This window comes from Amycolatopsis sp. NPDC004368 (assembly GCF_053602515.1).
The window spans coordinates 103,606-128,183 of the sequence record NZ_JBSGDT010000015.1; the positions used below are offsets into that span (position 1 = coordinate 103,606).

The 24,578-nt window shown below is 69.3% G+C and carries 26 protein-coding genes and 1 pseudogene; 21 read left to right on the top strand and 6 right to left on the bottom strand.

The features are described 5' to 3' along the window. The first annotated feature begins 170 nt into the window (after window positions 1-170). The 3 genes from rho (at window position 171) to prfA (ending at window position 3,807) form a co-directional block, all read left to right on the top strand. Entirely contained in the window at window positions 171-2,192 is a 2,022-nt protein-coding gene (gene rho / locus ACWEOE_RS21790) for a transcription termination factor Rho (RefSeq protein WP_452011947.1), read from the top strand. A gap of 219 nt (window positions 2,193-2,411) precedes the next feature. Beyond that, entirely contained in the window at window positions 2,412-2,636 is a 225-nt protein-coding gene (gene rpmE, locus ACWEOE_RS21795; protein WP_220243829.1) for a 50S ribosomal protein L31, read from the top strand. Window positions 2,637-2,736: 100 nt separating this feature from the next. After that, window positions 2,737-3,807, top strand: coding sequence for a peptide chain release factor 1 (gene prfA / locus ACWEOE_RS21800; protein WP_452011951.1), 1,071 nt, complete (start codon window positions 2,737-2,739; stop codon window positions 3,805-3,807). Between the two features lie 19 nt (window positions 3,808-3,826). Here prfA and wsfD read toward each other — a convergent pair whose 3' ends face one another. Then, complete coding sequence (gene wsfD / locus ACWEOE_RS21805) at window positions 3,827-5,278, bottom strand: glycan biosynthesis hexose transferase WsfD (protein WP_452011954.1); 1,452 nt, start codon at window positions 5,276-5,278, stop codon at window positions 3,827-3,829. 142 nt (window positions 5,279-5,420) lie between these two features. Between wsfD and prmC the strand changes: the two genes are divergently transcribed. The 16 genes from prmC (at window position 5,421) to ACWEOE_RS21885 (ending at window position 20,008) form a co-directional block, all read left to right on the top strand. Then, a complete protein-coding gene (gene prmC, locus ACWEOE_RS21810) occupies window positions 5,421-6,287 on the top strand; it encodes a peptide chain release factor N(5)-glutamine methyltransferase (RefSeq protein ID WP_452011957.1) in 867 nt (288 codons plus the stop codon). 20 nt (window positions 6,288-6,307) lie between these two features. After that, on the top strand, window positions 6,308-6,700 hold the full coding sequence (locus tag ACWEOE_RS21815; protein WP_452011960.1) for a VOC family protein: 393 nt from the start codon (window positions 6,308-6,310) through the stop codon (window positions 6,698-6,700). 189 nt (window positions 6,701-6,889) lie between these two features. Further along, entirely contained in the window at window positions 6,890-8,881 is a 1,992-nt protein-coding gene (locus ACWEOE_RS21820; RefSeq protein WP_452011963.1) for a M6 family metalloprotease domain-containing protein, read from the top strand. 64 nt (window positions 8,882-8,945) lie between these two features. Beyond that, the gene (locus tag ACWEOE_RS21825) at window positions 8,946-9,596 is read left to right on the top strand and encodes an L-threonylcarbamoyladenylate synthase (protein WP_452011967.1); all 651 of its coding nucleotides are present in this window, start codon (window positions 8,946-8,948) and stop codon (window positions 9,594-9,596) included. A gap of 106 nt (window positions 9,597-9,702) precedes the next feature. Continuing rightward, window positions 9,703-10,857: a glycosyltransferase family 4 protein gene (locus ACWEOE_RS21830; RefSeq protein ID WP_452011970.1), complete on the top strand. Its 1,155-nt coding sequence runs from the start codon at window positions 9,703-9,705 to the stop codon at window positions 10,855-10,857. A 468-nt stretch (window positions 10,858-11,325) separates the two neighbouring features. Next, on the top strand, window positions 11,326-11,775 hold the full coding sequence (locus ACWEOE_RS21835; protein WP_452011972.1) for a hypothetical protein: 450 nt from the start codon (window positions 11,326-11,328) through the stop codon (window positions 11,773-11,775). A gap of 511 nt (window positions 11,776-12,286) precedes the next feature. Continuing rightward, entirely contained in the window at window positions 12,287-13,084 is a 798-nt protein-coding gene (gene atpB, locus ACWEOE_RS21840) for a F0F1 ATP synthase subunit A (protein ID WP_452011974.1), read from the top strand. Between the two features lie 58 nt (window positions 13,085-13,142). Then, a complete protein-coding gene (locus ACWEOE_RS21845) occupies window positions 13,143-13,400 on the top strand; it encodes an ATP F0F1 synthase subunit C (RefSeq protein ID WP_452011977.1) in 258 nt (85 codons plus the stop codon). Between the two features lie 31 nt (window positions 13,401-13,431). Then, complete coding sequence (locus tag ACWEOE_RS21850; RefSeq protein WP_452011980.1) at window positions 13,432-13,980, top strand: F0F1 ATP synthase subunit B; 549 nt, start codon at window positions 13,432-13,434, stop codon at window positions 13,978-13,980. Window positions 13,981-13,987: 7 nt separating this feature from the next. Further along, on the top strand, window positions 13,988-14,812 hold the full coding sequence (locus tag ACWEOE_RS21855; protein WP_452011983.1) for a F0F1 ATP synthase subunit delta: 825 nt from the start codon (window positions 13,988-13,990) through the stop codon (window positions 14,810-14,812). Window positions 14,813-14,874: 62 nt separating this feature from the next. Then, entirely contained in the window at window positions 14,875-16,512 is a 1,638-nt protein-coding gene (gene atpA, locus ACWEOE_RS21860) for a F0F1 ATP synthase subunit alpha (RefSeq protein WP_452011986.1), read from the top strand. An 11-nt stretch (window positions 16,513-16,523) separates the two neighbouring features. Then, window positions 16,524-17,459, top strand: coding sequence for a F0F1 ATP synthase subunit gamma (locus tag ACWEOE_RS21865; protein ID WP_452011989.1), 936 nt, complete (start codon window positions 16,524-16,526; stop codon window positions 17,457-17,459). Beyond that, a complete protein-coding gene (gene atpD / locus ACWEOE_RS21870) occupies window positions 17,459-18,886 on the top strand; it encodes a F0F1 ATP synthase subunit beta (RefSeq protein WP_452011991.1) in 1,428 nt (475 codons plus the stop codon). The genes ACWEOE_RS21865 and atpD overlap by 1 nt, the downstream gene beginning before the upstream one ends. A 114-nt stretch (window positions 18,887-19,000) precedes the next feature. Then, complete coding sequence (locus ACWEOE_RS21875) at window positions 19,001-19,366, top strand: F0F1 ATP synthase subunit epsilon (protein ID WP_366587566.1); 366 nt, start codon at window positions 19,001-19,003, stop codon at window positions 19,364-19,366. A gap of 25 nt (window positions 19,367-19,391) precedes the next feature. Continuing rightward, window positions 19,392-19,826 (top strand): DUF2550 domain-containing protein, encoded by a 435-nt coding sequence (locus ACWEOE_RS21880; RefSeq protein ID WP_326565743.1) that lies wholly within the window; start codon window positions 19,392-19,394, stop codon window positions 19,824-19,826. A gap of 20 nt (window positions 19,827-19,846) precedes the next feature. Then, on the top strand, window positions 19,847-20,008 hold the full coding sequence (locus ACWEOE_RS21885) for a hypothetical protein (RefSeq protein WP_452011994.1): 162 nt from the start codon (window positions 19,847-19,849) through the stop codon (window positions 20,006-20,008). A gap of 19 nt (window positions 20,009-20,027) precedes the next feature. Here the strand turns inward: ACWEOE_RS21885 and ACWEOE_RS21890 are convergent, their stop codons facing one another. Next, on the bottom strand, window positions 20,028-20,594 hold the full coding sequence (locus ACWEOE_RS21890; RefSeq protein WP_452011996.1) for a cob(I)yrinic acid a,c-diamide adenosyltransferase: 567 nt from the start codon (window positions 20,592-20,594) through the stop codon (window positions 20,028-20,030). Between the two features lie 61 nt (window positions 20,595-20,655). Here ACWEOE_RS21890 and murA point away from each other — a divergent pair, with 61 nt between their 5' ends. Then, on the top strand, window positions 20,656-21,930 hold the full coding sequence (gene murA / locus ACWEOE_RS21895) for a UDP-N-acetylglucosamine 1-carboxyvinyltransferase (protein WP_452011998.1): 1,275 nt from the start codon (window positions 20,656-20,658) through the stop codon (window positions 21,928-21,930). A 15-nt stretch (window positions 21,931-21,945) separates the two neighbouring features. Here the strand turns inward: murA and ACWEOE_RS21900 are convergent, their stop codons facing one another. The 4 genes and pseudogenes from ACWEOE_RS21900 to ACWEOE_RS21915 all read right to left on the bottom strand — a co-directional run bounded on the left by ACWEOE_RS21900 (window position 21,946) and on the right by ACWEOE_RS21915 (window position 23,925). Further along, window positions 21,946-22,401: a TetR-like C-terminal domain-containing protein gene (locus tag ACWEOE_RS21900; RefSeq protein WP_452012000.1), complete on the bottom strand. Its 456-nt coding sequence runs from the start codon at window positions 22,399-22,401 to the stop codon at window positions 21,946-21,948. Then, window positions 22,374-22,529: pseudogene (locus ACWEOE_RS21905) on the bottom strand (IS481 family transposase); the annotation flags it as partial. The pseudogene ACWEOE_RS21905 and the gene ACWEOE_RS21900, both read right to left, overlap by 28 nt. A 122-nt stretch (window positions 22,530-22,651) precedes the next feature. Continuing rightward, entirely contained in the window at window positions 22,652-23,278 is a 627-nt protein-coding gene (locus tag ACWEOE_RS21910) for a LysE family translocator (RefSeq protein WP_452012002.1), read from the bottom strand. A gap of 20 nt (window positions 23,279-23,298) precedes the next feature. After that, a complete protein-coding gene (locus tag ACWEOE_RS21915; protein WP_452012004.1) occupies window positions 23,299-23,925 on the bottom strand; it encodes a LysE family translocator in 627 nt (208 codons plus the stop codon). A 121-nt stretch (window positions 23,926-24,046) separates the two neighbouring features. On the opposite strand from ACWEOE_RS21915, the gene ACWEOE_RS21920 reads away from it, so the two are divergent. Further along, the gene (locus ACWEOE_RS21920; protein ID WP_452012007.1) at window positions 24,047-24,577 is read left to right on the top strand and encodes a hypothetical protein; all 531 of its coding nucleotides are present in this window, start codon (window positions 24,047-24,049) and stop codon (window positions 24,575-24,577) included. The last annotated feature ends 1 nt before the right edge of the window (window position 24,578 follow it).

A 24,578-nucleotide genomic window follows, 5' to 3' on the forward strand; every position in this document is an offset into this window, starting at 1 on the left:
CCTCCGTTTGGGGGAGGCAAACACCCCTGTGCTGGCGACGCTCTCGCTGTGTTCCGCACGGCTAGGCGCGACTCGCCCGCATCGGAAGCAAATGCCGTTTCGCGATCAGACGCGATCGGCGGCAGTCCGCTGATCCACCTGGAGGCGTGGATCGGTCAGGAAGGACATGTGTGAGCAACACCGATCTGTTGAGCGGCGACGTGGAGACCCCCGCCGCGGCCGCTGAGACGAATGGGGCTGCGGCCGCTCCGAAGCGCCGCACCGGGGGCTTGTCGGGGATGGTCATCGCCGAGCTCCGCCAGCTGGCGGGCGAACTGGGTGTGGGCGAGACCACGGGGATGCGCAAGGGTGACCTGATCGCCGCGATTCGCGAGCGCCAGGGCAAGACCAAGAAGCGCACCGCCACGGCGGAGACCCTCCCGCTCGACGGCGTCGGCGACGCTCCGGCTCCCAAGGCCGCGAAGCCCGCGAAGACCGAAGAGCCGGCTCGGGTCGAGAAGAAGCGCGAGGAGACCCCGGCCGCCGAGGCGGCGCCGGCTCCGAAGGCCGAGACCAACGGTTCGGCCCCCGAGGCGCCGGCCGAGAAGCCCGCGCAGAACGACCAGGGTGGCCAGCAGAACGGCGAGGGGCAGCAGGAGGAAGGCGGCCGCGGCCGTCGCCGCCGCGGCTCCAACCGCGCCGCGGGCGCGCCCGACGGCCAGCGCGATGGTGGCCAGCGTGACGGTGGTCAGCGCGAGCAGCGTGACGGCGGTCAGCGCAACGACCGCAACGACCGTGGTGAGCGCAACGACCGCGGTGACCGTGGCGAGCGCCAGGGCGGCCGCGACAACAACCGCGGCGGCTCCGACAACCGTGGTGACCGCGACAACCGCCAGCGCAACAACCAGCAGGACGGCGGCAACCGCGGCCAGCAGGACAACCGGTCGCAGGGCCCGGAGGACGACGAAGAGGGCGGCCGTCGCGGCCGTCGCTTCCGCGACCGCCGGCGCCGGGGCAGCGGGGGCGGCCAGCGCGAAGGCGGCTCGCCGGACACCGAGATCCGCGAGGACGACGTCCTGCTGCCGGTCGCCGGCATCCTCGACGTGCTCGACAACTACGCGTTCGTGCGCACCTCGGGTTACCTGGCGGGGCCGAACGACGTGTACGTGTCGCTCTCGCTGGTGCGCAAGTACGGCCTGCGCCGCGGTGACGCCATCACCGGTGTCGTGCGCCAGCCGCGCGACGGCGAGCAGCAGCGGCAGAAGTTCAACCCGCTGGTGCGCGTCGACTCGATCAACGGCCTGGAGCCGGACGAGGCCAAGCGCCGCCCCGACTTCACGAAGCTGACCCCGCTCTACCCCAACGAGCGCCTGCGCCTCGAGACCGAGTCGCACAAGCTCACGACCCGCGTGATCGACCTGATCATGCCGGTCGGCAAGGGGCAGCGTGCCCTGATCGTGTCGCCGCCGAAGGCCGGTAAGACCACGATCATGCAGGACATCGCCAACGCGATCACCACGAACAACCCCGAGGCCCACCTGATGGTCGTGCTCGTCGACGAGCGGCCGGAAGAGGTCACGGACATGCAGCGGTCCGTGAAGGGCGAGGTCATCGCCTCGACCTTCGACCGCCCGCCGGCCGACCACACCTCGGTCGCGGAGCTCTCGATCGAGCGCGCCAAGCGCCTGGTCGAGATGGGCCACGACGTGGTGGTGCTGCTCGACTCGATCACCCGCCTCGGCCGCGCCTACAACCTGGCCGCGCCGGCGTCGGGCCGCATCCTGTCCGGTGGTGTCGACTCGACCGCGCTGTACCCGCCCAAGCGCTTCCTGGGTGCCGCGCGCAACATCGAGAACGGCGGCTCGCTCACCATCTTCGCCACGGCGATGGTGGAGACGGGCTCCACGATGGACACGGTGATCTTCGAGGAGTTCAAGGGCACCGGCAACGCGGAGCTCAAACTCGACCGCAAGATCTCCGAGCGCCGCGTGTTCCCGGCGGTCGACGTCAACCCGTCCGGCACCCGCAAGGAAGAGCTGCTGCTCTCGCCGGACGAGCTCGCCGTCACGCACAAGCTGCACCGCGTGCTCCACGCGCTGGACTCGCAGCAGGCCATCGACCTGCTGATCTCGCGCCTGCGCAAGACGAAGACCAACATCGAGTTCCTCATGCAGGTCTCGAAGACGGCCCTCGGCGCCAACGACGAGGACTGACCCCCCGGTCGGCACCACGTTCCGTGAAGGGCCTCGCGCGGGAATCCGTTCCCGAGCGAGGCCCTTCACGGCGTTCGGCCCCGGTCGTCGGGGGCGTGGAATACCAGGCCAGGAGGGTCTGTTACAGACACTGTCAGCACGTCTGGCAGAATGACCCGCTGAAGTCCGGCACCGGTTCACCCCATTCCTGGGGACCCGGGGCCAACGAGAGAGGACACCATGAAGAGCGGTATTCACCCTGAGTACGTGACCACTCAGGTCACCTGCAACTGCGGGAACAGCTTCACCACCCGCAGCACCAAGGACTCGGGCGCTATCCACGTCGAGATCTGCTCCAACTGCCACCCGTTCTACACCGGTAAGCAGAAGATCATGGACACCGGTGGCCGGGTTGCGCGCTTCGAGAAGCGCTACGGCAAGCGGCAGAAGAACGACGCCAAGTAGCTTCGCCCACGGCGCCCACTCGCACGCGCGAGTGGGCGCCGTTTGCTGTCTGTCGGGGTTGGTTCGGTAGTTGTCGTTCGGTCGGGAAGAAGGCACGGAAGTGGATTCGAGTTCGCTCAAGGGGTTGCTCGCGGAGCACGCCCAGCTGGAAGAGCAGCTGGCGGACCCGGCCGTGCACGCCGACCAGGCCAAGGCCCGCAAGCTGGGCCGCCGCTACGCGGAGCTGAGCCCGGTCGTGCGCGCGGTGCGTGAGCTCGACCAGACCCGCGACGACCTCGCCGCGGCCAAGGAGCTCGCCGCGGAGGACGCCGCGTTCGCCGAAGAGGCCGAAGAGCTCGCCGCGAAGATCCCCGACCTCGAGGCGAAGCTCACCGAGCTCCTGCTGCCGCGCGACCCGTACGACAGTTCCGACGTGGTCATGGAGATCAAGTCCGGTGAGGGCGGCGAGGAGTCCGCGCTGTTCGCCGGCGACCTGCTGCGCATGTACCTGCGCTACGCCGAGCGCCACGGCTGGAAGGCCGAGGTGCTCGACTCGACCGACTCCGACCTCGGTGGCTTCAAGGACGTCACGCTCTCGGTGAAGAGCAAGACCGCCGACGCCGACGGCGTCTGGTCGCGCCTGAAGTTCGAGGGCGGGGTGCACCGCGTGCAGCGCGTGCCGGCGACCGAGTCGCAGGGCCGCATCCACACGTCCGCCGCCGGCGTGCTGCTCTACCCCGAACCCGAAGAGGTCGAGGTCGAGATCGACCCGAACGACCTGCGCATCGACGTCTTCCGCTCGTCGGGCCCCGGCGGCCAGAGCGTGAACACGACCGACTCGGCCGTGCGCATCACGCACCTGCCGACCGGCATCGTAGTGTCGTGCCAGAACGAGAAGTCGCAGATCCAGAACCGCGCCCGCGCTCTGCTGGTCCTGCAGGCGCGCCTGCAGGCCATCGCCGAGGAAGAGGCCGCCGCGAAGGCGTCGGACGCCCGGCGTTCGCAGGTCCGCACCGTGGACCGGTCCGAGCGCGTGCGCACGTACAACTTCCCCGAGAACCGCATCTCGGACCACCGCGTGAACTACAAGGCCTACAACCTCGACCAGGTCCTCGACGGCGACCTCGACGGCGTGCTCGACGCCCTGGCGACGGCCGACCGCGAGGAGCGCCTCGCCGCCCAGTCCGGCTGAGCGCGGCCGCAACGGGGTCTCAGGCGACGGCCGCGATCTCCTCGGCCAGCGGCTCGTCGTCTTCACGCGGCTCCGCCTGTTCCAGCGGATTGAGCGGCTCTTCGGCCTTCGACAGCAGGCTGAGGACCCCGAACGCGACCGCGAGGACTGTCGGGAAGAGCGTCAGCAGCTGGTGCTTCACGCCTTCCACGCCTTCGCCGAGCGCGGACAGCCCGAGCTGACCGACGGCGAACACCGTCAGCAGCAGCACGACCAGGCCGTACTCACGCCGCTTCCGCCGGAACGCGCGGATGGCCGCCCAGGCCAGCAGCAGCCACACGGGGATCAGCACGAACAGGCCCGCGGGCGCGGCCAGCGCCGCGAGGCCGGAGAACACCGGTACGCGGTACTCCTTCGACAACCGCGGCTGGCCGGATAGCTCACCGAAGCTGCCGAGGTTGTCGGGCCGCGCCGTGAGCGTGTTCACCCCGCCCTGCTGCAGGATCTGCGTGACCCGCACGGGGTGCGACTCGTAGTACGCGAGCACGTTGCGGCGGCTGATCTTGTCGCGGTACTGGGGGTAGAGCGGGTCGGTCCACGCGGCACCAGGGCTCCACCAGCCGGTGCCGATGTACTTCGCGAACGACGGTGGCAGGCCGAGCGCCGCCAGGTCGGCGTTCGTGTCGTGCTTGCCGTCCACAATGGAGTCGAAGATCGCGTTGTACATGTTGGCCTCGCGGTATTCTGCGTTGGCCGGGTCGCCCTGCGACTGCATGGCGAGCGTCCCCCCGCCCACGAGCACGAGCACTGCCAGCGGCAGTGCCCAACGGGCCTTGCCACGCGCGCCCTGGGGCTTCACGAGCAGCACGGCGATCACGAAAACGGGGATGAGCAGCAAGGTCTGCGACTTGGCGTTGATGCCGATCAGTCCACCGAGGACGGTGACCGTCGCGCCCGCGTAGCGCAGTTCGCGGCGCCGGTGCATGAGCAGGAGGCCACCGGCGATCAGCAGCATGCCGAGGAACGCGGCGCCCTCGCTGAGGCTCGATGCGAAGTATCCGAAGAACGCGGAGTCACCCATCACGAGCAGCAGCAGCGCCGTGGCGACGATCCGGCCGCGACGGCCAAGGTCGAGTCCGAGCACCGCGGCGGTGATGCCGATCGCGATGAGCACGCAGGTGCCGACACCGAGGATCAACAGGTTGAGGATCGCGTCGGAGCCGAAGACGTGGCCGATCTTGGCGGCGAGCCAGTCGAGCCAGCTCTGGCTCGAGACGTAGTCGCTCGTGCACGGCACACCGGCGCCGTAGCTGAACCGGACGAACCCTTCGGACGGGCGGTCGAGCTGCTTGCCGCCGAGCTTGCAGAGCAGCCGCCAGCCATCTCCGTTGTCCGCCATGCCGATCGGCCGGGGGACCAGGAACCGGACCAGGAGAAGAGTCAGCGAAGCGAGGAAGACTGCGAGACCGAAGCGGAGTTCCCTGGTACGCACCGGCTGATTGTAGGTTGTGGCGTTCCGTGGTGGATCGGGACCGTCGTTCGCGCGGGCCCCGTTCGGTTCGGCCCGGCGCGGCCCGCTGCGGTCGCGGTGTCGATACGCTGGGCACCAGGCTCGACGACGTGAAGGACGACTAGTGAATCGGCAGCCGCTGCGCCTGGCCATCATGGAGGCCACCCGGATCCTCACCGAGGCGGGCGTGGAGTCGCCGCGGACGGACGCGGACCTGATCGCCGCGCACGTGCTCGGCGTCGATCGCGGGCGGCTGCCGATGGTGCCGCTGGTCGACCCGCCCGTGATCGAGGCGATCGGGCAGCTCGTGGCCCAGCGCGCGAAGCGCATCCCGCTGCAGTACCTCACCGGGTGGGCGGCGCTGGGCAACATCACCGTGAACGTGGGCCCCGGCGTCTTCGTGCCGCGACCGGAGACCGAGCTGCTGCTGGACTGGGGCCTGAAGTTCCTGCACGGGCGCGAGTACCCCGTGGTGGTCGACCTGTGCACCGGCTCCGGCGCGCTCGCCCTGGCCGTGGCCCACGAGCGCCCGGACGCCGTGGTCTACGCCGTCGACGTCGACCCGCAGGCGCTCGCGTGGGCCCGCCACAACGCCGACGTGCACTCCGACGCCGGTGACACCCCCGTGCGCCTGTACTCGGGCGACATCGCCGACCCGACGATGTTCGCCGAGCTCGACGGCCTCGTCGACCTGGTGCTCTGCAACCCGCCGTACGTGCCCGAGGGCACCCCCGTGCCCCCGGAGGTCGCCGAACACGACCCGGCTCGCGCCGTGTTCGCCGAGGAGAGCGGCCTGGCGGTGATCCGCCACGCCATCGCGGCCGGTGCCCGCCTGCTGCGTCCCGGTGGCGGCCTCGCCATCGAACACGACGACACCCACGGCTCCGCCGTCCCGGCCCTGGTGCGGGCCCGGCGCGTGCTCACCGGGGTGGAGGACCACCCGGACTTCACGGGCCGGGCCCGGTTCGTGACCGCGCGGCGTTTGGGCTGAAACGCACCTAGGCTCGGTCCATGGCCTGCCGGATCACCGAACTCGTCCTCGATTGCGCCGACCAGCAACGTCTGGCCGACTTCTGGTGCGAAGTCCTCGGCTACGTCGAACTCGGCCGGGACGACGACGGCGACCTGGAAATCGGCCCGCCGAGCGGCTTCGGCGGCCCGCAGCCGACGCTCGTCCTGAGTCGCAGCACCGAGTCGAAACGCGGGAAACTGCCGCTGCACCTCGACGTGAACCCGACCGACCGCGACCAGGACGCGGAGCTCGAGCGGCTGCTCGCGGCCGGCGCGCGCAAAGTCGACGTCGGTCAGACGGGCGAGGAGAGCTGGCACGTGCTGGCCGATCCGGAGGGCAACGAGTTCTGCCTGCTCCGCCGTCGCGTCGACCCGGTCGACGAGCCGAGCTGAGGCTGCCCGGCTCGTCCCCCTGTGCCCCTTCGGCCACCCCGTCATCCCGTTACCGCCCCGTTGTCCGACTTTCGTCGTGAGGCAATGGGGCGGACTTCGTTCGCAACCCTAACGATTCGCGGTCGACTGAATACCGTCGATCACCGGGCCGCCCGCCCCGGGGCAGCCCGATCGTGAAGGGGAGTGTGGATGAGACCCTCCTGGATCCCGGCCCAGCGCATCTCGAAGGCGGCGGCCGTGGTTGCCGCCGTCGCGTTGCTGCCCGGGCTGACGGCCGGCACGGCGAGCGCCGACACGTTCACCAGCGGCTGGCCCGCGGCGCTCGACTCGGCGCACTGGGCCGACCAAGCGGCCATGACGTGGAACGACTACCGCAAGGTCCCGGGCACGAACTGGGCCGACCCGTCGCTCAAGCCGACCGAGCGCACCTTCAAGGGCGCCGTCGTCCTCGCGGACTACCCGAACGAGGACTTCGTGGTCACGCAGCCACCGCATTCGACGGTGTTCGGCAACCCCGCACCGTCGGCGAGCAACCTCAAGCGCGAGGACGTGGCGCAGTACTACCAGGACTTCCTCAACAAACCCGAGCCGCTCAACCACGGCCACACCATCAACGAGTACTGGATGGAGGACTCGGGCGGCCGCTTCGGCGTGGACCTCACCGCGTTCGGGCCGTACCGCATGCCGGGCAAGTCCTACGAGTACGGCATGGAGTTCCAGGAGGGCGCCTGCCCCGCCGGCGACACGTGCGACCGCGACCTGCGCACCGACGCGCGCGCCGCGTGGCGGGCCGACGTCGGCGCGCTGGCCGACCAGTTCGACTTCGTCTTCTTCCTCTCCGCGGGCCAGGACGAGAGCTCGACGTGGCAGGAATTCGGCGAGATGAAGTTCGGCAGCCAGGACGCGGTGCCGGACGAGTTCGGGCCGCCCGACCCGGCCCTGCCGAACTACGCCGACACGCGGTACGTGCCGTGGACGTCGTGGGCCTCGGCGTCGTCGATCTGGCCCAACGCCGCCAACGGCTCCTCGACGCAGGCCGAATCGTCGGGCCAGGGCACCTACGCCCACGAGTTCAGCCACATCCTGGGCATCGGCGACAACTACAACAACCCGTTCGGAGTGCCGCCCCAGCGCGCGTACACCGGGCCGTGGGAAATGCTGTCGCGCGGCAGCTTCAACGGCCCCGGCGGACCGCACACCCGCTGGCAGATCCCGGCCACCGAGGGCGGCTCGATGGGCGCGCACCACATGCTGCGCAACAAGCTCAAGCTCGGCATCGTCGACCCCGCCGACGTGCTGCAGCTCGACCGCGACCAGCTCGCGAAGACCGGCCCCGTGACCGCTCGCGTCACCGCGCGCGAGGCGGCGCCGCAACCGGGGGCGTACACGGGCCTGAACATCGCGTTGACCGGTGGCGACAAGTCCCCGAAGTGCGATCGCAACACCAACCCGCTGTGCGACGGCGGCGGCTACGACAACTACACGCTCGAGGTCGTCGACCGGATGGGCTCGGACTCGTTCGCACCCGACTCCGGCGTGCTGCTGGCCAAGACGAAGAACAAGGACGCGGCGCCGTTCGAGTGGGTCGTGGACGCGAACCCGCAGGACATCGGCCTCACCGACTACGTGAAGCCGGACGGCACGCCGGTCAAGATCACCGTCGGCGACTACCGGCAGCTCAACGACGCGGCGTTCAAGGCCGGCACGGGCTCTTCGGGGGCGTACGAGTACACCGACGAGGCCAACCGGTTGCACTTCCTCGTCACCGACCTCGCCCGCGATCGCACGGGCGTCCTGTCCTACACGGTCACCGTCGCCTCGCTCGACGGCTCGGGCCCGCAGGCCCGCGGCGCGCACCTGTGGCCGGCGTTGCCCGCGTTCACCAAGGGCGGCCTGGCCACGTGCGACTTCCGGCTGCTGAACACCGGGTCCGCGCGCGGGGCGAAGGCGCCGTACGACACCGACACCTACCGGCTGAGCGCGACCACGGACGCGAAGGGCTGGGAGGTCCGGCTGCCCAACGAGCTGGCGACGGCGAAGTTCGGGCAGACCGCCCAGATCGCCGCGTACGCGAAACGGGCACCGGGCGCGCCGTACACGGCACGCGTGAAGCTCACGGCCACGTCGGTGAGCGATTCGGCGAAGACGAGCACCACCACCTGCACGGCCATCGGGTTCTGACCCGGCGTCCCCGGCACCTGACCACCGCATTCGGGTGCCGGGGACGAGGGCTAGGCTTCGGCTCATGAGCGCGGTGTACGACTGCAGCAAACGCGAGACCCGGGCCGAAGGGCTGGCCGCCGCGGCGACCGCCGTGAGGTCGAGCCGGCTGGTGGTCCTGCCCACCGACACCGTCTACGGCATCGGTGCCGACGCCTTCGACGCGGGCGCCGTGCAGGCGCTGCTGCGCGCGAAGAACCGCGGCCCGGACATGCCCGTGGGCGTGCTCGTCGGTTCGTGGTCCACAGTGGACGGTCTCGTGCTCGGCCTGCCCCCGCAGGCGCGGGCGCTCGTGGAGGCGTTCTGGCCGGGCGACCTGTCGATCGTGCTGCCGCACGCGCCGAGCCTGCAGTGGGACCTCGGGCAGTCGCGCGGCACCGTGATGCTGCGGATGCCGCTGCACCCGGTGGCACTGGAGCTGCTGCGCGACGTCGGCCCGATGGCCGTGTCGAGCGCGAACGTGTCCGGCCGCCCGCCCGCATCCACCGCGGCCGAGGCCAAGGACCAGCTCGGCGACTCGGTGTCGGTGTACCTCGACGGCGGGTCGAGCGGCGAGGCCGTGGCGTCGTCGATCGTCGACCTCACGGGTGAGAACCCGGTGGTGCTGCGCGAAGGCGCGGTCTCGCGCGCGGCGATCGCCGAGGTCATGGGCGTGCCACTCGAGTCGCTCGCCTGAGCGGTCCACAGTGGTCGCGCGCCGGGAGGCTCCGTTGAACCGGGTGACACCCGGTCGCGGTAGCGTGACGCGGTGACTCGGACCCCCCGGCAGGCGTGACGCGGTCATGCCCCCTGTGCAAGGACTTCTCCCGATCCGGGAGTACCTCCTCGTCGCTCTCACGGCGACGGCGGTGACGTATCTGCTCACCGGCGTCGTCCGCCGGGTCGCGATCCGCATCGGCGCGATCGCCAACCCGCGGGCGCGCGACGTCCACGTGACGCCGATTCCGCGCATGGGCGGTGTCGGCATCTACCTGGGCGTGGCCGCGGCGATGGGCCTGGCGCACCAGCTGCCCGCGCTGAGCCACGGTTTCGACGCCTCGCTCGACTCCGTGGGCGTGCTGCTCGCGGCCGGCGTCATCTCCCTGATCGGCGCGTTGGACGACCGGTTCGAGCTCGACGCGTGGACGAAGCTCGCCGGCCAGGTCATGTGCGCGGGCATCCTCGTGCTCTTCGGCGTGCAGTGGGTGTCGTTCTGGGTGCCGTGGGGCGGCACCGGCGACTCGTTCGGGTCCGTGCTGGTGCTGGACAAGAACCAGGGCGCGCTGCTCACCGTGGTGATGGTCGTGGTGATGGTGAACGCCATGAACTTCGTCGACGGCCTCGACGGCCTCGCGGGCGGCCTCGGCTTCATCGCTGCCACCGCCACGTGCGCCTTCTCGCTCGGCCTGCTCGACAGCACGGGCGGCGACTTCGGCACCTACCCGCCGGCCCTCATCGCCGCCACCCTCGCGGGCGCCTGTCTGGGCTTCCTGCCGTACAACTTCCAACCGGCCAAGATCTTCATGGGCGACTCCGGTTCCATGATGATCGGCCTCATGCTCGCCGGCGCCACGACGTCGGCGAGCGGCCGCGTCAGCTACACCCGCTTCTCCGCTTCCGACGCGCTGGCGCTGCTCTCGCCCTTGGTCGTGGTCGTGGCCGTGCTCTTCGTCCCCGTGCTGGACCTCGTCATGGCCGTCATCCGCCGCACCCGCCGCGGCGAAAGCCCCTTCGCGGCCGACAAGATGCACCTCCACCACCGCCTGTTGGAGATCGGCCACTCCCAGCGCCGCGCCGTGCTGCTCATCTACTTGTGGGCGGGCATCCTCGCGTTCGGCGCGGTGTCGGTGACGTTGTTCGACAGCCCTCTGGTGTTCTGGGGTATCGGGGCGGGACTGGTGGTGGCCGTGCTGGTGTCGTTGGTGCCGCGGTTGCGGGCACGGCACCGAGCCGGTTGAGGGTTTCGCGAATTCATTTCTCCTGATTTGCCGCCGGCGTCTTGTGGTTTTCCGTTAGTCGGGAACCGAAGTGGGAATGCGCGGAGGCGTCGTGTTGTTGCCGGCCGGCGCGACGGCAAGCACCTTTCCTTGAACCCGCGTTGCTGCCGAGCCGGCGGGGGCGGGTCCGGTCGACTCGAGAAGATCGTTGCGGCGCAACGGGAGTCCTCGGCTGGCCACGCGCGCGTGAAGCAGTCCGGAGTGGTTTGATCCGGCGCAGGTGAGCAACGGCTGCGCAGTGCTGGGGACAATCCTGTGCAATTCCCCTGCGGCGACCCGGTCGTCGAAAAATGGTCGCCGGTGACACGAGTTCCCCATCTCCGCGAGCCCTGGGCAACGTGAGGCGCGACCAAGGAGCGTGGCGGGGGCTCCGGAGACCGGTCACCAGGTTCTCTACACTCGACGGGCGAACCGAGTAGGGAGCCAGCTGTGAGCGAAACAGAAACCTCGTCCGACGCGACGGAGAACCCGCACGCCAAGGTGGTGCTGCAGGCAGCTCGCGCGATGACGAGGGCTTCGCTGCTGGTCACGCCGCCGGCGGTGCTCGTGTGCATTGTGGTGTTCAGCATCGTCTTCGGGCTGCACGGCTTCCTCGGGTCGCTGGTCGGCGCCGTGCTCGCGATGCTGGCAGCCCTGTCGACGCTCGGGCTCATGCGCTTCAGCGCGGGCCAGGATCCGATGTTCGTCCTGGTGATCGCGCTCGGTGGGTACGTGGTCAAGGTCGTGGTGCTGTTCCTCGCGCTCACGCTGCTCAAGGGCGTCACCGCGTTGCACCCGTTGTCGTTGGGAATCACCATGATCGTCGCGATCCTGGTGTCCGCCGCAGCCGAGTTCGCGGCCTTCCGCAAGACGAAGATCCCGACGATCATTCCGTCCTGAGTGTGCCCGCTACTGCCAGTGAAAGTCGGCTGCTGCATCCGAGTGTGACCTGAAACACATCGGCCGACTTTCGGGCGTGAGCAGCACCTCGCCGCGGCCCTCACCTGTGGTGTTGCGAAACCGGTCGCGAGTGTCCCGGACTTGGGTCCCGGACCGTCCCGGGACCTAAGTCCTGAGCTGATCGGTTGGTATGAAGTACGCGTGTACGGCACCGATTGACCTGCTGGTAGGGTCCGCGTCAAGGGTGGCGGCCTCGACCGCGCACTCCCTCAGACGAACCGCGACCAGCAGTGTGGCGATCCGATTGTTCCGCCCCTCAGCCGCTGGTCCGAAGTGGATTGCAGGGCAGTGCTCACGCGAGCCGAACCTCTGTGCAGGGCTTGAAATTCATTCACTGCGCGGTGGCCATGGCCGCCTCCGGCGTGCTCGTGCGTATCGGGTACGTTAAGTCCAGATCGTGACGATTCCCCCGGCGGAGTGAACGCCGGCCGGGAGAACCGGGAGGAGCGCAGTGATCGCGCTGGTACTGACCGAGGGTGCGACTTTCACGCCCCCTGGTACTGATGCCTTCGAGCTGCCGCCGTTTTTGGGGTCTGGCGACTGGGGCCTGAACAAGCCGAAGCTGCTGGTGATCATCGCTTTGGTCATCGTCGCCGCCTACTTCTTGGTGGCTTCGCGCAAGCTGAAGATCGTGCCCACCAAGGGCCAGTTCATCGCTGAGTCTCTCTACGACTTCAGCCGCAACAACATCACGCGAAGCCAGATCGGCTCGAAAGAGTTCAAGCCGTTCATCCCGCTGGTTCTCGCGCTGTTCACCTTCATCCTGGTGAACAACCTCTTCGGGATCATTCCCTTCTTCCAGTTCCCGACCATGGCGCGGATCGGCTTCCCGCTGGCCATGTCGCTGCTGGTGGTCTACCCGGTGTACCACTACGTGGGCATCAAGAAGCACGGCCTGGGCGGGTACCTGAAGAACCAGCTGGCGCCGGCGGGAATCCCGAAGTTCGTGCTTCCGCTGTACGGCCTGATCGAGTTCGCGCAGAAGTTCTTCATCACCCCGATCACGCTGGCCATCCGTGTTTTTGCCGCCATGTTCGCCGGGCACCTGATCATCATCGTGTTCACCTTGGGCGGCACCTTCCTGCTCACGGAGACCTCGGGCTGGGCCCTCAAGCCGGTGTCGATCCTCGGCTGGGTCCTGGCGATCCTGATGACTTTCCTCGAGGCCTTCATCCAGGTGCTGCAGGCCTACATCTTCGCCCTGCTGTCGGCCGGGTACATCGGCGCCGCGCTGGCGTCGGAGCACTGAGAAACACACAAGCCCCCGATCCGCGCGAGTGCGCGGACCGAAGTGAAGGGAAACGCACGTGAGCAACATCGTTCTCGCCCAGGCCGCCGAGCAGGCTGTCAACATCAACCCCGGCCTCGCCGCCATCGGCTACGGCTTGGGCGCGATCGGCCCGGGCATCGGCATCGGCTTGATCTTCGCCGCGGTCATCAACGGCACCGCGCGTCAGCCGGAGGCCCAGGGCAAGCTGCAGGGCATCGGCTTCTCGACCTTCGTGCTCACCGAGGTCCTCGCGCTGATCGGTATTGTCATCTACTTCATCGCCTCCGCGGGCTGAGTCACCCCACTCTCGCCATTAAGGAGACGTCATGCTGAAGACCGAAGCGGTGTTGGCGGCCGAAGGCTCCAACCCGATCATTCCGGACATCCCGGAGCTGATCCTCGGCATCGTCGCCTTCCTGATCCTGCTGTTCATCCTGAAGAAGTACGTCGTGCCCCGCTTCGAGGCTGCGTACGAGGAGCGGGCGCAGAAGATCGAAGGCGGCATCGAGAAGGCCGAGAAGGCCCAGGCCGAAGCCGAAGACGCGCTCGCCGAGTACAAGGCGCAGCTGGCCGAGGCCCGGTCCGAGGCCGCGAAGATCCGTGACGACGCCCGGCTCGAAGCCGAGCAGATCAAGGCGGAGCTGCGGGCCGAGGCCGAGTCCGAGTCCCAGCGGATCGTCGCGCAGGGGCAGGCTCAGCTGCAGGCCCAGAAGGCGCAGATCATCGCCGAGCTGCGGGCCGACATGGGCCGCAACGCGGTGGAGCTGGCGAGCCGCATCGTCGGCGAGTCGCTCGAGGACGAGGTGCGCCGCCGCGGCACCGTCGACCGGTTCCTCTCGGAGCTGGAGACCGCCACCAACGGAGCGGGGAAGTAGACCAGAGATGACGCTGCATGCTGCGAGCCGTGAAGCGCTCGACCTCGCCGAGACCCGTCTCGGCGAGGTTCTGGCCGACGCGGGTACCGACCCCGCGACGGTCGGGGACGAGCTGCTCTCGGTCGTCGACCTCCTTGACCGCGAAATCGGCCTGCGCCGAGCGGTCAGCGACGCTTCGGCCAGCCCGGAGAGCCGCCAGGGCCTCGTCCGCCGCCTGTTCGACGGCAAGCTGAGCGAGCCGGCCCTGAAGGTTCTCGACGCCGTGGCGGGCAGCCGCTGGTCAAGCCCTCGTGAGCTGGTGGACGGGATCGAGTCGATCGGGCGCTCGGCCTTGCTCACCTCCGCCGAGAAGACCGGGAACGTCGAGACCGTCGAGTCCCAGCTGTTCCAGGTCGCACGGATCGTCTCGAGCTCCTCGGAGCTCGAGGCCGCGCTGTCCGACCTGGCCGCTCCCGCCGACGCCAAGCGGACCCTGGTCCGCGGGCTGTTCGCGGACAAGGTCGACGTGGTCACCGAGACCCTCGTCGAGCAGGTCGTGCGCCGCGCCAAGGGGCGCGGGGTCGGCAACGGGCTCGACAAGCTGGTCGCGCTGGCCGCGGAACGGCGTGAGCGTTCGGTCGCGTACGTGACCAGCGCCAACGCCCTCACCGACGAGCAGCAGGCCCAGCTCGGGTCGAAGCTCAACGGCATCTACGGGCGGACCCTCGCGCTGCACGTCGAGGTGGACCCCCGGCTGGGCGGCGGGCTCGTCGTCCGCGTCGGCGACGAGGTCATCGACGGCAGCACGGCCGGCCAGCTCGCGGCGGTGCGCCGCAGGCTCAGCCGGGCCTGACGGGTGCGCCCGCACCACAGACTTTGCACACTGGACAGAACAGAAGCGAGAGCGGGAACGAAATGGCGGAGCTGACGATCTCCTCGGACGAGATCCGCAGTGCGATCGAGAACTACGTCTCGAGTTACGCCCCGGATGTGAACCGGGAAGAGGTCGGCGTGGTCGCCGACGCCGGTGACGGTATCGCCCACGTCGAGGGCCTCCCCTCGGCCATGGCCAACGAGCTGCTCGAGTTCCCGGGCGGCGTCCTCGGTGTGGCGCTGAACCTGGACGCCCGTTCCATCGGTGCGGCCATCCTCGGCGACTTCGAGACGATCGAAGAAGGCCAGCAGGTCAAGCGGACCGGCCAGGTCCTGTCCGTGCCGGTCGGCGACGGCTACCTCGGCCGGGTCGTCGACCCGCTGGGCGCGCCCATCGACGGCCTCGGCGAGATCGAGACCACGACCCGGCGTCCGCTGGAGCTCAAGGCCGCCTCGGTGGTCGAGCGCCAGCCGGTGTCCGAGCCGCTGCAGACCGGCATCACCGCCATCGACGCGATGACGCCGATCGGCCGGGGCCAGCGCCAGCTGATCATCGGTGACCGCAAGACGGGCAAGACCGCCGTCGCCGTGGACACGATCATCAACCAGAAGGCCAACTGGGAGACCGGCGACCCGAAGCAGCAGGTCCGCTGCATCTACGTCGCGATCGGCCAGAAGGGCTCCACGATCGCGTCGGTCAAGAAGTCGCTCGAGGACGCGGGCGCGATGGAGTACACGACCATCGTCGCGGCCCCGGCTTCCGACTCCGCCGGCTTCAAGTGGATCGCCCCCTACACCGGCTCGGCCATCGGCCAGCACTGGATGTACGAGGGCAAGCACGTCCTGATCGTGTTCGACGACCTGACCAAGCAGGCCGACGCCTACCGCGCGATCTCGCTGCTGCTGCGCCGCCCGCCGGGCCGTGAAGCCTTCCCCGGCGACGTCTTCTACTTGCACTCCCGCCTCCTCGAGCGCTGCGCCAAGCTGTCGGACGAGCTGGGTGCCGGCTCGCTGACCGGCCTGCCGATCATCGAGACGAAGGCCAACGACGTGTCGGCCTACATCCCGACGAACGTCATCTCGATCACCGACGGCCAGTGCTTCTTCCAGTCGGACCTGTTCAACGCCGGTCAGCGCCCGGCCATCGACGTGGGCATCTCGGTGTCCCGCGTGGGTGGTGCCGCGCAGGTCAAGGCGATGAAGTCGGTCTCCGGCTCGCTCCGCATCGACCTGTCGCAGTACCGCGAGCTGGAAGCGTTCGCCGCCTTCGCCTCGGACCTCGACGACGCGTCGAAGGCGCAGCTCGAGCGCGGTGCGCGCCTGTACGAGGTGCTCAAGCAGCCGCAGTACTCGCCGATCCCGGTCGAGGAGCAGGTCTGCACGGTGTGGCTCGGCACCAACGGCCACTTCGACTCGGTCCCGACCGAGGACGTGCGCCGCTTCAACCAGGAGTTCCTGGACTCGGCGCGCCGCAAGCACACCGAGGTCCTCGGCGCGATCCGCGACAGCGGCAAGTTCGAGGACGACACGCGTGACGCGCTCGTGACCGCGGTGAACGAGTTCAAGAAGGAGTTCACCACCTCCGAGGGCAAGCCCCTGGAGTCGAACGCCGACGCGATGGACGCCGACAAGGTCGGGCAGGAGACCGTCAAGGTCAACAAGCCCGCCCCGAAGAAGTGAGCTGATAGCTCATGGCCGCACAACTCCGGGAACTTCGGTCGCGCATCAAGGCGACCAAGTCGATCGGCAAGATCACGAAGGCGATGGAGCTCATCGCCACCGCGCGCATCACCAAGGCGCGGGCGAAGGTCGCCGCTTCCCGGCCGTACGCGGACGAGATCACCAAGGTGCTCTCGGCGCTGGCCGGTGCGGCGGCGAACCTCGACCACCCGCTCCTGGTCGAGCGCCCCAACCCGAAGCGGGCCGCGGTCCTCGTCGTCACCAGCGACAAGGGCCAGTGCGGTGGCTACAACACCAACGTGCTGAAGGCGACCGAGGAACTCCTCGCCCTGCTCCGCGAGGAGGGCAAGGAGCCCGAGGTCTACGTCACCGGCAACAAGGGCCTGAACTACTACCGGTTCCGCGGCCGTGAGGTCGTCGACAGCTGGACGGGCTTCTCCGACCAGCCGGCGTACACGGACGCGGTCGCGGCGGCCGAGACGCTGGTGGAGTCGTTCCTCTCCGGCACCGAAGCGGGCGCCCCGGGTGCCCTCGCCGGCGTAGACGAGATCCACGTCGTCTACACCGAGTTCGTCTCGATGCTGACGCAGCGGCCGATCGCCAAGCGGGTCGCCCCGCTCGAGGTCGAGTACACCGAGAGCGAGGAGCAGAAGCCCGCGGGTGAGCTGCTGCCGAGCTACGAGTTCGAGCCGAGCGCCGACAAGCTGCTGGGCGCGCTGCTGCCGAAGTACATCAACACGCGCCTGTACTCGGCGCTGCTGGAGTCGGCGGCGTCCGAACTGGCAGCCCGCCGCACCGCGATGAAGGCCGCGTCGGACAATGCGAACGACCTGGTGAACACGCTCACGCGGGAGGCGAACCAGGCCCGCCAGGCGCAGATCACCCAGGAGATCTCCGAAATCGTCGGTGGCGCGAACGCGCTCACCGCAGCAGGAAGTGATGACTGATGACCAGTACTGAAGCCCCGCGCGCCAAGGGGCGCATCGTCTCGGTGACCGGGCCGGTCGTCGACGTCGAGTTCCCGCGCGGTTCCGTTCCCGACCAGTACAACGCGCTCAAGGTCGACATCGAGTTCGAGCAGCTGCGCAAGACCGTGACCCTCGAGGTCGCCAGCCACCTCGGTGACAACCTCGTCCGCACGATCTCGCTGCAGCCGCAGGACGGTCTCGTCCGCGGTGCCGAGGTCACCAACACCGGCGGCCCCATCACGGTGCCGGTGGGCGACAAGGTCAAGGGCCACGTCTACAACGCCCTCGGCGAGTGCCTCGACGAGCCCGGCTACGGCGAGGACCTCGAGCGCTGGGGCATCCACCGCAACCCGCCGGCCTTCGACCAGCTCGAGGGCAAGACGGAGATGCTGGAGACCGGCCTCAAGGTCGTCGATCTGCTGACCCCGTACGTGCAGGGTGGCAAGATCGGCCTGTTCGGCGGTGCCGGCGTGGGCAAGACGGTGCTCATCAAGGAGATGATCACCCGCGTCGCCCGGAACTTCGGTGGTACGTCGGTGTTCGCCGGTGTCGGCGAGCGCACCCGTGAGGGCAACGACCTCTTCCTGGAGATGTCCGAGGACGGCGTCATCAACGACACCGCCCTCGTCTTCGGCCAGATGGACGAGCCGCCGGGCACGCGTATGCGTGTCGCCCTGTCCGCGCTGACGATGGCGGAGTACTTCCGCGACGTGCAGAACCAGGACGTGCTGCTCTTCATCGACAACATCTTCCGGTTCACCCAGGCCGGCTCCGAGGTGTCGACCCTGCTGGGCCGCATGCCTTCGGCCGTGGGTTACCAGCCGACGCTGGCCGACGAGATGGGTCAGCTGCAGGAGCGGATCACCTCGACGCGTGGTCGTTCGATCACCTCGATGCAGGCGATCTACGTGCCGGCGGACGACTACACCGACCCGGCCCCGGCGACGACGTTCGCCCACCTGGACGCCACCACCGAGCTTTCGCGGTCGGTGTTCCAGAAGGGCATCTTCCCGGCGGTGGACCCGCTGGCGTCGACGTCGACGATCCTCGACCCGGCCATCGTCGGTGAGGACCACTACCGCGTGGCGTCCGAGGTCATCCGGATCCTGCAGAAGTACAAGGAACTGCAGGACATCATCGCGATCCTCGGTATGGACGAGCTCTCGGAAGAGGACAAGCTCACCGTTCAGCGCGCGCGCCGCATCGAGCGGTTCCTGTCGCAGAACATGCTGGTCGCCGAGGCGTTCACGCAGATCCCGGGCTCGACCGTGCCGCTGTCGGAGACGATCGAGTCGTTCGACCGCATCAGCAAGGGCGACTTCGACCACTACCCGGAGCAGGCGTTCCTGGGTATCGGTGGCCTCGAGGACCTCGAGAAGAAGTACAAGGAAATCACCAAGAAGTGATCTCCTGAGCGCGGCGGGGGCTGGGTCCACTGTGGACACCTGCCCCCGCCGTTCTCGTAACCGAAGCAGGACCTATTACACTCGGTGGTGACACCCCGAGCGAAGGAGTGCTACGTGGCTGAGATGTCCGTGGAGCTGGTGGCCGTGGAGCGCCGGCTCTGGTCGGGTACCGCCACCTTCGTGGTGGCGCAGACCACCGAGGGCGAGATCGGCATCATGCCCGGCCACGAGCCGGTGCTGGGCCAGCTCGTCGAGGGTGGTGTGGTCAAGGTGAACACGACCGACGGCGAGATCCTCACCGCCGCGGTGCACGGCGGTTTCCTGTCGGTCACGGCCACCGGGGTGAGCGTGCTCGCCGAGAGCGCCGAGCTGTCCGACGAGATCGACGTCGACGCGGCCAAGGCGGCGCTGACGGCCGACGACGAGGCGGAGCGCACGAGGGCGACGGCCCAGCTCCGCGCGGCCGGTCAGTCGGTCTGATCGAACGACGAGCAGGAGCCGGGCCGTGAAGATCGCCATCGTGGTGCTGGGGCTCCTGATCGTGCTCGCCGTGCTGGTGGCCTGGTACGGCCAGCGGTGGATCCGGATGCGCCGCGGCGGTGGCGTGAGCGTCGCGCTGCGGTGGCGTCCGGACAACCCGCGCGCCAGCTGGCACCTGGGGCTCGGCCGGTACGAGGGCGACGAGTTCGTCTGGTACCGCGTGTGGAGCCTGCGCAGTGGTCCGGACCGCGTGTTCCAGCGCGAGAGCATGCAGATCGCCGACCGCCGCGACCCGTCCGGCACGGAGGCGTACGCGGTGCCGGAAGGATCCACCGTCCTGCGGTGTGAGTCGCCCACGCAGGAAGCGATCGAGATCGCGATGGGGCCCGGTGCGCTCACCGGGTTCCTGTCCTGGCTGGAGTCGGCTCCACCGGGACGAATGCTGCCGCACGCGTCCTGATCAGCGGCTACCCTCGGGTGATGGAGCCCGAGGAGCAGGCCGACCGCAAGCGTCGCTGGGCCAAGCTGCCCGAGCACGTGCGGCTCGAGGACATGATCACGGCCCAGGACGTCGAGCCCGGGGGCGATTCGACGTGGGACGTCGACTACGAGCGCTACTGGACCGCGCGAGAGCTGCGCTGACCCGCTGGGTGACGGCTGCTCAGCCGCCCGGCTTCCACAGCACGTCGCCGTCCGGGTTGGCCAGCCGGCCGAGGATGAACAGCAGGTCGGACAGCCGGTTGAGGTACTTCACGGCGATCGGGTTCGTGGTGTCCGGCTCGGCCTCGACCAGCGCCCACGCCGAGCGCTCCGCCCGCCGCGTGACGGTGCGGGCCTGGTGCAGGTAGGCCGCGCCCGGGGTGCCGCCCGGCAGGATGAACGAAGTGAGCTTGGGCAGCCGCTCGTTGAACTCGTCGCACCAGCCCTCGACCCGCTCGAGGTAGGCCTCGGTGATGCGCAGGGGCTCATACGGGGGATTTTCCTGGATCGGCAGGCACAGGTCCGCGCCGACGTCGAACAAGTCGTTCTGCACGCGCTGCAGCACCGCGGTGAGCTCGTCGCCCAAGTTGCCCATCGCGATGGCCAGTCCGATGACCGAGTTGGCCTCGTCGGTGTCGGCGTAGGCGCCCAGGCGGGGCGAGGTTTTGGGGATCCGTGAGCCGTCGCCGAGCGCCGTGGTGCCGCTGTCGCCGACCTTCGTGTAGACGCGGTTGATGCGAACGACCATGCCTTCGACTCTACCGGCCCCGCGCGAGCCGAAACTGGGCGAGAGGGCATGATTGGCGGCCATGAGCGAGCACTTCGACGTGCACGGCGGGGCACGGCTGGTCGGCGAGGTCGACGTGGTCGGGGCCAAGAACAGCGTGCTGAAGCTGATGGCCGCGGCGCTGCTGGCCGAGGGCACCACCACCATCACGAACTGCCCGCAGATCCTCGACGTGCCCCTGATGGGCGATGTCCTGCGCAGCGTCGGCTGCGAGGTCGTGATCGACGGCGACACGGCGCGCATCACCACGCCGGCCGAGCTGTCGCACCGCGCCGACTCGGCGGCGATGGGCAAGCTGCGCGCGTCCGTGTGCGTGCTGGGTCCGCTGGTCGGGCGGCTCAAGCAGGCCGTGGTCGCGCTGCCCGGCGGTGACGCGATCGGCTCACGGCCGCTGGACATGCACCAGAACGGCCTGCGCAAGCTCGGCGCCACGAGCACGATCGAGCACGGCTGCGTGGTCGCGAACGCCGAGTCGCTGGTCGGCGCCCAGATCTGGCTCGACTTCCCCAGCGTCGGCGCCACCGAGAACATCCTGATGGCCGCGGTGCTGGCCGAGGGCACGACGGTGATCGACAACGCGGCGCGCGAGCCCGAGATCGCCGACATCTGCACGATGCTCGTGGAGATGGGCGCGAAGATCGAGGGTGCCGGCACCTCCACGCTGACCGTGCACGGCGTCGAGCAGCTGCGCCCGACCGAGCACCGCGTGATCGGCGACCGGATCGTGGGCGCGACCTGGGCCTTCGCCGCGGCGATGACCCGCGGCGACCTGACCGTGCGCGGCGTGAACCCCCACCACCTCGACCTGGTGCTCGACAAGCTGCGGCTCGCGGGCGCGGACGTGACCACGTTCGACGAGAAGGGCTTCCGCGTCGTGCAGCCCGAGCGGCCGAAGGCGGTCGACTGGGTCACGCTGCCCTACCCCGGCTTCGCCACGGACCTGCAGCCGTTCGCGGTGGCGCTTTCGGCGGTGTCCGAGGGCACGTCGATGATCACCGAGAACGTCTACGAAGCCCGCTTCCGCTTCATCGAGGAGATGATCCGGCTTTCCGGCGACGCCCGCACCGACGGTCACCACGCCGTGGTCCGCGGCGTCGAGCAGCTCTCCAGCGCCCCGGTGTGGGCGTCGGACATCCGCGCCGGCGCCGGTCTCGTGCTCGCCGGCCTGTGCGCCGAGGGCGTCACGGAGGTGTGGGACGTGTTCCACATCGACCGCGGTTACCCGCACTTCGTCGAGAACCTCAACCGCCTCGGCGCCCGCATCGAGCGCGTGGCGGGGGAGCCGGAACGGGCGTAGCCGGGCTCGTCGGTGTCAGGTCGTCCGGGCGTCGAGCGCGCGCAGGACGTGCTCGACGATCCGCTCCAGGAACTCCGGGCCCGGTGGCTCTCGCCGCACGATCAGGCGCCAGTACAGCGGGCCCGCGAGCAGGTCCATGGCCAGCTCGACGTCGGCGCCGGCCGGCACCTCGCCGCGCGCGATGGCGCGGTCGAACACGCTCCGCGCGATGTCACGGCGGGGTCCGCCGATGGCCGCGCGCAGGTTCTCCGCGGGGCCGGGGTTGCGGGCCCCTTCGGCGACGAGGTCCGGCAGGATCCGGGCGAATCGGGGGTGCGTGAGCCAGTCCTGCACGGCCTGCTGCATCTCCAGCAGGTCGCCGCGCAGCGTGCCCGTGTCCGGCGCGCTCGCGCGGCTCACGCTGAACTCCGCGACCACCGCCGAGATCATCTCGTCCTTCGACCGCCAGCGGCGGTACAGCGCTCGGCCCATTTGCGTGCAGTCCTGGGCGAGACCATGAACATCTTCGCTGCGTCGGCAGGGCGCCAGTTCTGCTCGATGATCAAACGCGCCAGCCGTAGACGGGCACGCGGCGTCAGCGCCGCGTTAGGGTGGGACACGAAGGCCTCCGGACATGTGAAGCGGTTCCTCGACAGCTCCACTTCACAACCAGAGGCCTTCACCTGTCTTCACGACAGGCCGTCACACCCTCAAACCAGAACAACGTCCCCGGAAATCACATCTAGGCCTCCAGCGCCAGCCCCACCCCGAACCCGATCAGCACCGTGCCGGTGACGCCGTCGAGGGTGCGGCGCACGTGGCGGCGTTCGAGCCAGCCCCGCACGCGGTGCACGAGCAGCAGCAACAGGATCTGCCACACCGCCCCGACGGCGGCGACGGTGTAGGCGAGCAGTAGTGCGTCGCCGGTCGTGGTGACGCCGGGGGTGAGGAACTGCGGCAGCACCGACAGGTACAGCACGAGCACCTTCGGGTTCGTCATGTTGGACAGGAACCCTTCGCGCCAGCGGCGGAACGCGCTCCGGCGGGCGCGTTCCCCGTCGGCGAGCGACGCGTAGTCACCACGCCAGGCGCCGCGCAGGGCCTGGAAGCCGAGGAAGCACAGGTAGGCGACGCCGAGCCACTTCACGGTCTCGAAGATCGGGCGCGAGTTCGTGATCACGGCGCCGAGCCCGAGGGCGGCGAGCGTGCCCTGCAGGAAGTTCGCGACGGCGATGCCGAAGCACGCCCAGGCACCACCGCGGGCACCGCCGGAGAGCGCGTTCTTGAGCACGACCATGCTGTCGGGCCCGGGTGCCACGGCGAGCACCACCATCATGGCGAGGAACCCGCCGTACACACCCCACGTCATGCGGCGAACGGTAACGCGGGTCAGGACTCCAGGGCCAGGGCTGCTCCGAAGCCGACGAGCGCGGTGCCCGTGACGCCGTCGAGCGTGCGACGCACCTTGCGCTGCTTGAGCCACGCACGCACGCGGTGCACGAAGAACAACAGCACCAGCAGCCAGATCGTGCCCAGCACCGCCACGGTGTAGGCGAGCACGAGCGCGTCCCAGGTGGTGGTGCGCACGGGGTCGAGGAACTGCGGCAGCACCGACAGGTACAGCACGAGGACCTTCGGGTTGGTCACGTTGGACAGGAAACCCTCACGCCAGCGGCGGAAGCTGCTCGCGCGCTTGCGCTGGGTCTCCTCCACGGCGGCGTAGTCGCCGCGCCACGCGCCGCGCAGGGCCTGGAAGCCGAGGAACACCAGGTAGGCCGCCCCGAGCCACTTGAGCGTGATGAACACGGGCTGCGACCGGGCGATGACCACGCCGAGGCCGAGCGCCGCGGCCGTGCCCTGCAGGGCGTTGCCGGCGAAGATGCCGGCCGTCGCGAGCAGCCCGCCGCGGGGGCCGCCGGACAGCGCGTTCTTCAGCATCACCATCGTGTCCGGTCCCGGTGCCAGGACGATGAGGACCACGATGACGAGATAGCTGCCGTACCCACTCCAAGTCACGTTGTTCCACGGTAATGGGCCGGCTCGGGGGAGTCTCGCGGATTTCGGTCACAGCACTTCGCGACGCGGGGCAACCTGGACGCGTCGGACGGCGTGCTCATACCGGAAGAGGGGGGACGCGATGAATCCGATCGCCGAGGGTGAGACGGTGTTGTGGACGGGCCGGCCGCGGCGGTACGAGCGGCGGTTCCGGGACTTCCTGCCATGGGTGCTGGTCGTATGGGTGATCGTGTGGTTGGGCCTGGGGTTCACGTTGCTGGTCGACGCCTCCTTCGCCTTCGTGGCGCCGTACGTGGTCGGCTTCGCCGTCGTGCTGGCGATCCTCGTCGAGAAGCAGCGGCCCCGGCAATTCGCCGCGACCTCGTATGTCCTGACCGACCGGCGGCTGATCTTCGTGCTGAACTGGGCGTACGGCGTCGAGTACCGCTGGGTTCCGATCGGCCTGCTCGGCACGCCGCGCGTGCGCGAGCTGAAGGACGGCGTCGGCACCGTCACTTTCGACCGGTCGGTACTGCGGTGGCTGCGAGGGCGGTATCCGTGGCGGCGCCCCACCATGGTTCCGGTGCTGCCGGAACTGATGGCGATCCCGGACGCGGGGCAGGTGGCCGACCTGATCGCCCGGAACGCACCGCAGCAGTCGGTCGTTGGGTGAC

What these genes read in the sequence shown, in the direction of transcription:
- ACWEOE_RS21850 (WP_452011980.1), top strand. Translation starts at nt 13,432, where the DNA reads ATGCTGAAGACCGAAGCGGTGTTGGCGGCCGAAGGCTCCAACCCGATC.
- ACWEOE_RS21820 (WP_452011963.1), top strand. Translation starts at nt 6,890, where the DNA reads ATGAGACCCTCCTGGATCCCGGCCCAGCGCATCTCGAAGGCGGCGGCC.
- atpD (WP_452011991.1), top strand. Translation starts at nt 17,459, where the DNA reads ATGACCAGTACTGAAGCCCCGCGCGCCAAGGGGCGCATCGTCTCGGTG.
- ACWEOE_RS21825 (WP_452011967.1), top strand. Translation starts at nt 8,946, where the DNA reads ATGAGCGCGGTGTACGACTGCAGCAAACGCGAGACCCGGGCCGAAGGG.
- rpmE (WP_220243829.1), top strand. Translation starts at nt 2,412, where the DNA reads ATGAAGAGCGGTATTCACCCTGAGTACGTGACCACTCAGGTCACCTGC.
- ACWEOE_RS21910 (WP_452012002.1), bottom strand. Translation starts at nt 23,278, where the DNA reads ATGACGTGGGGTGTGTACGGCGGGTTCCTCGCCATGATGGTGGTGCTC.
- murA (WP_452011998.1), top strand. Translation starts at nt 20,656, where the DNA reads ATGAGCGAGCACTTCGACGTGCACGGCGGGGCACGGCTGGTCGGCGAG.
- atpA (WP_452011986.1), top strand. Translation starts at nt 14,875, where the DNA reads ATGGCGGAGCTGACGATCTCCTCGGACGAGATCCGCAGTGCGATCGAG.
- ACWEOE_RS21900 (WP_452012000.1), bottom strand. Translation starts at nt 22,401, where the DNA reads ATGGGCCGAGCGCTGTACCGCCGCTGGCGGTCGAAGGACGAGATGATC.
- ACWEOE_RS21830 (WP_452011970.1), top strand. Translation starts at nt 9,703, where the DNA reads ATGCCCCCTGTGCAAGGACTTCTCCCGATCCGGGAGTACCTCCTCGTC.
- ACWEOE_RS21890 (WP_452011996.1), bottom strand. Translation starts at nt 20,594, where the DNA reads ATGGTCGTTCGCATCAACCGCGTCTACACGAAGGTCGGCGACAGCGGC.
- ACWEOE_RS21855 (WP_452011983.1), top strand. Translation starts at nt 13,988, where the DNA reads ATGACGCTGCATGCTGCGAGCCGTGAAGCGCTCGACCTCGCCGAGACC.
- ACWEOE_RS21920 (WP_452012007.1), top strand. Translation starts at nt 24,047, where the DNA reads ATGAATCCGATCGCCGAGGGTGAGACGGTGTTGTGGACGGGCCGGCCG.
- ACWEOE_RS21815 (WP_452011960.1), top strand. Translation starts at nt 6,308, where the DNA reads ATGGCCTGCCGGATCACCGAACTCGTCCTCGATTGCGCCGACCAGCAA.
- ACWEOE_RS21885 (WP_452011994.1), top strand. Translation starts at nt 19,847, where the DNA reads ATGGAGCCCGAGGAGCAGGCCGACCGCAAGCGTCGCTGGGCCAAGCTG.
- ACWEOE_RS21865 (WP_452011989.1), top strand. Translation starts at nt 16,524, where the DNA reads ATGGCCGCACAACTCCGGGAACTTCGGTCGCGCATCAAGGCGACCAAG.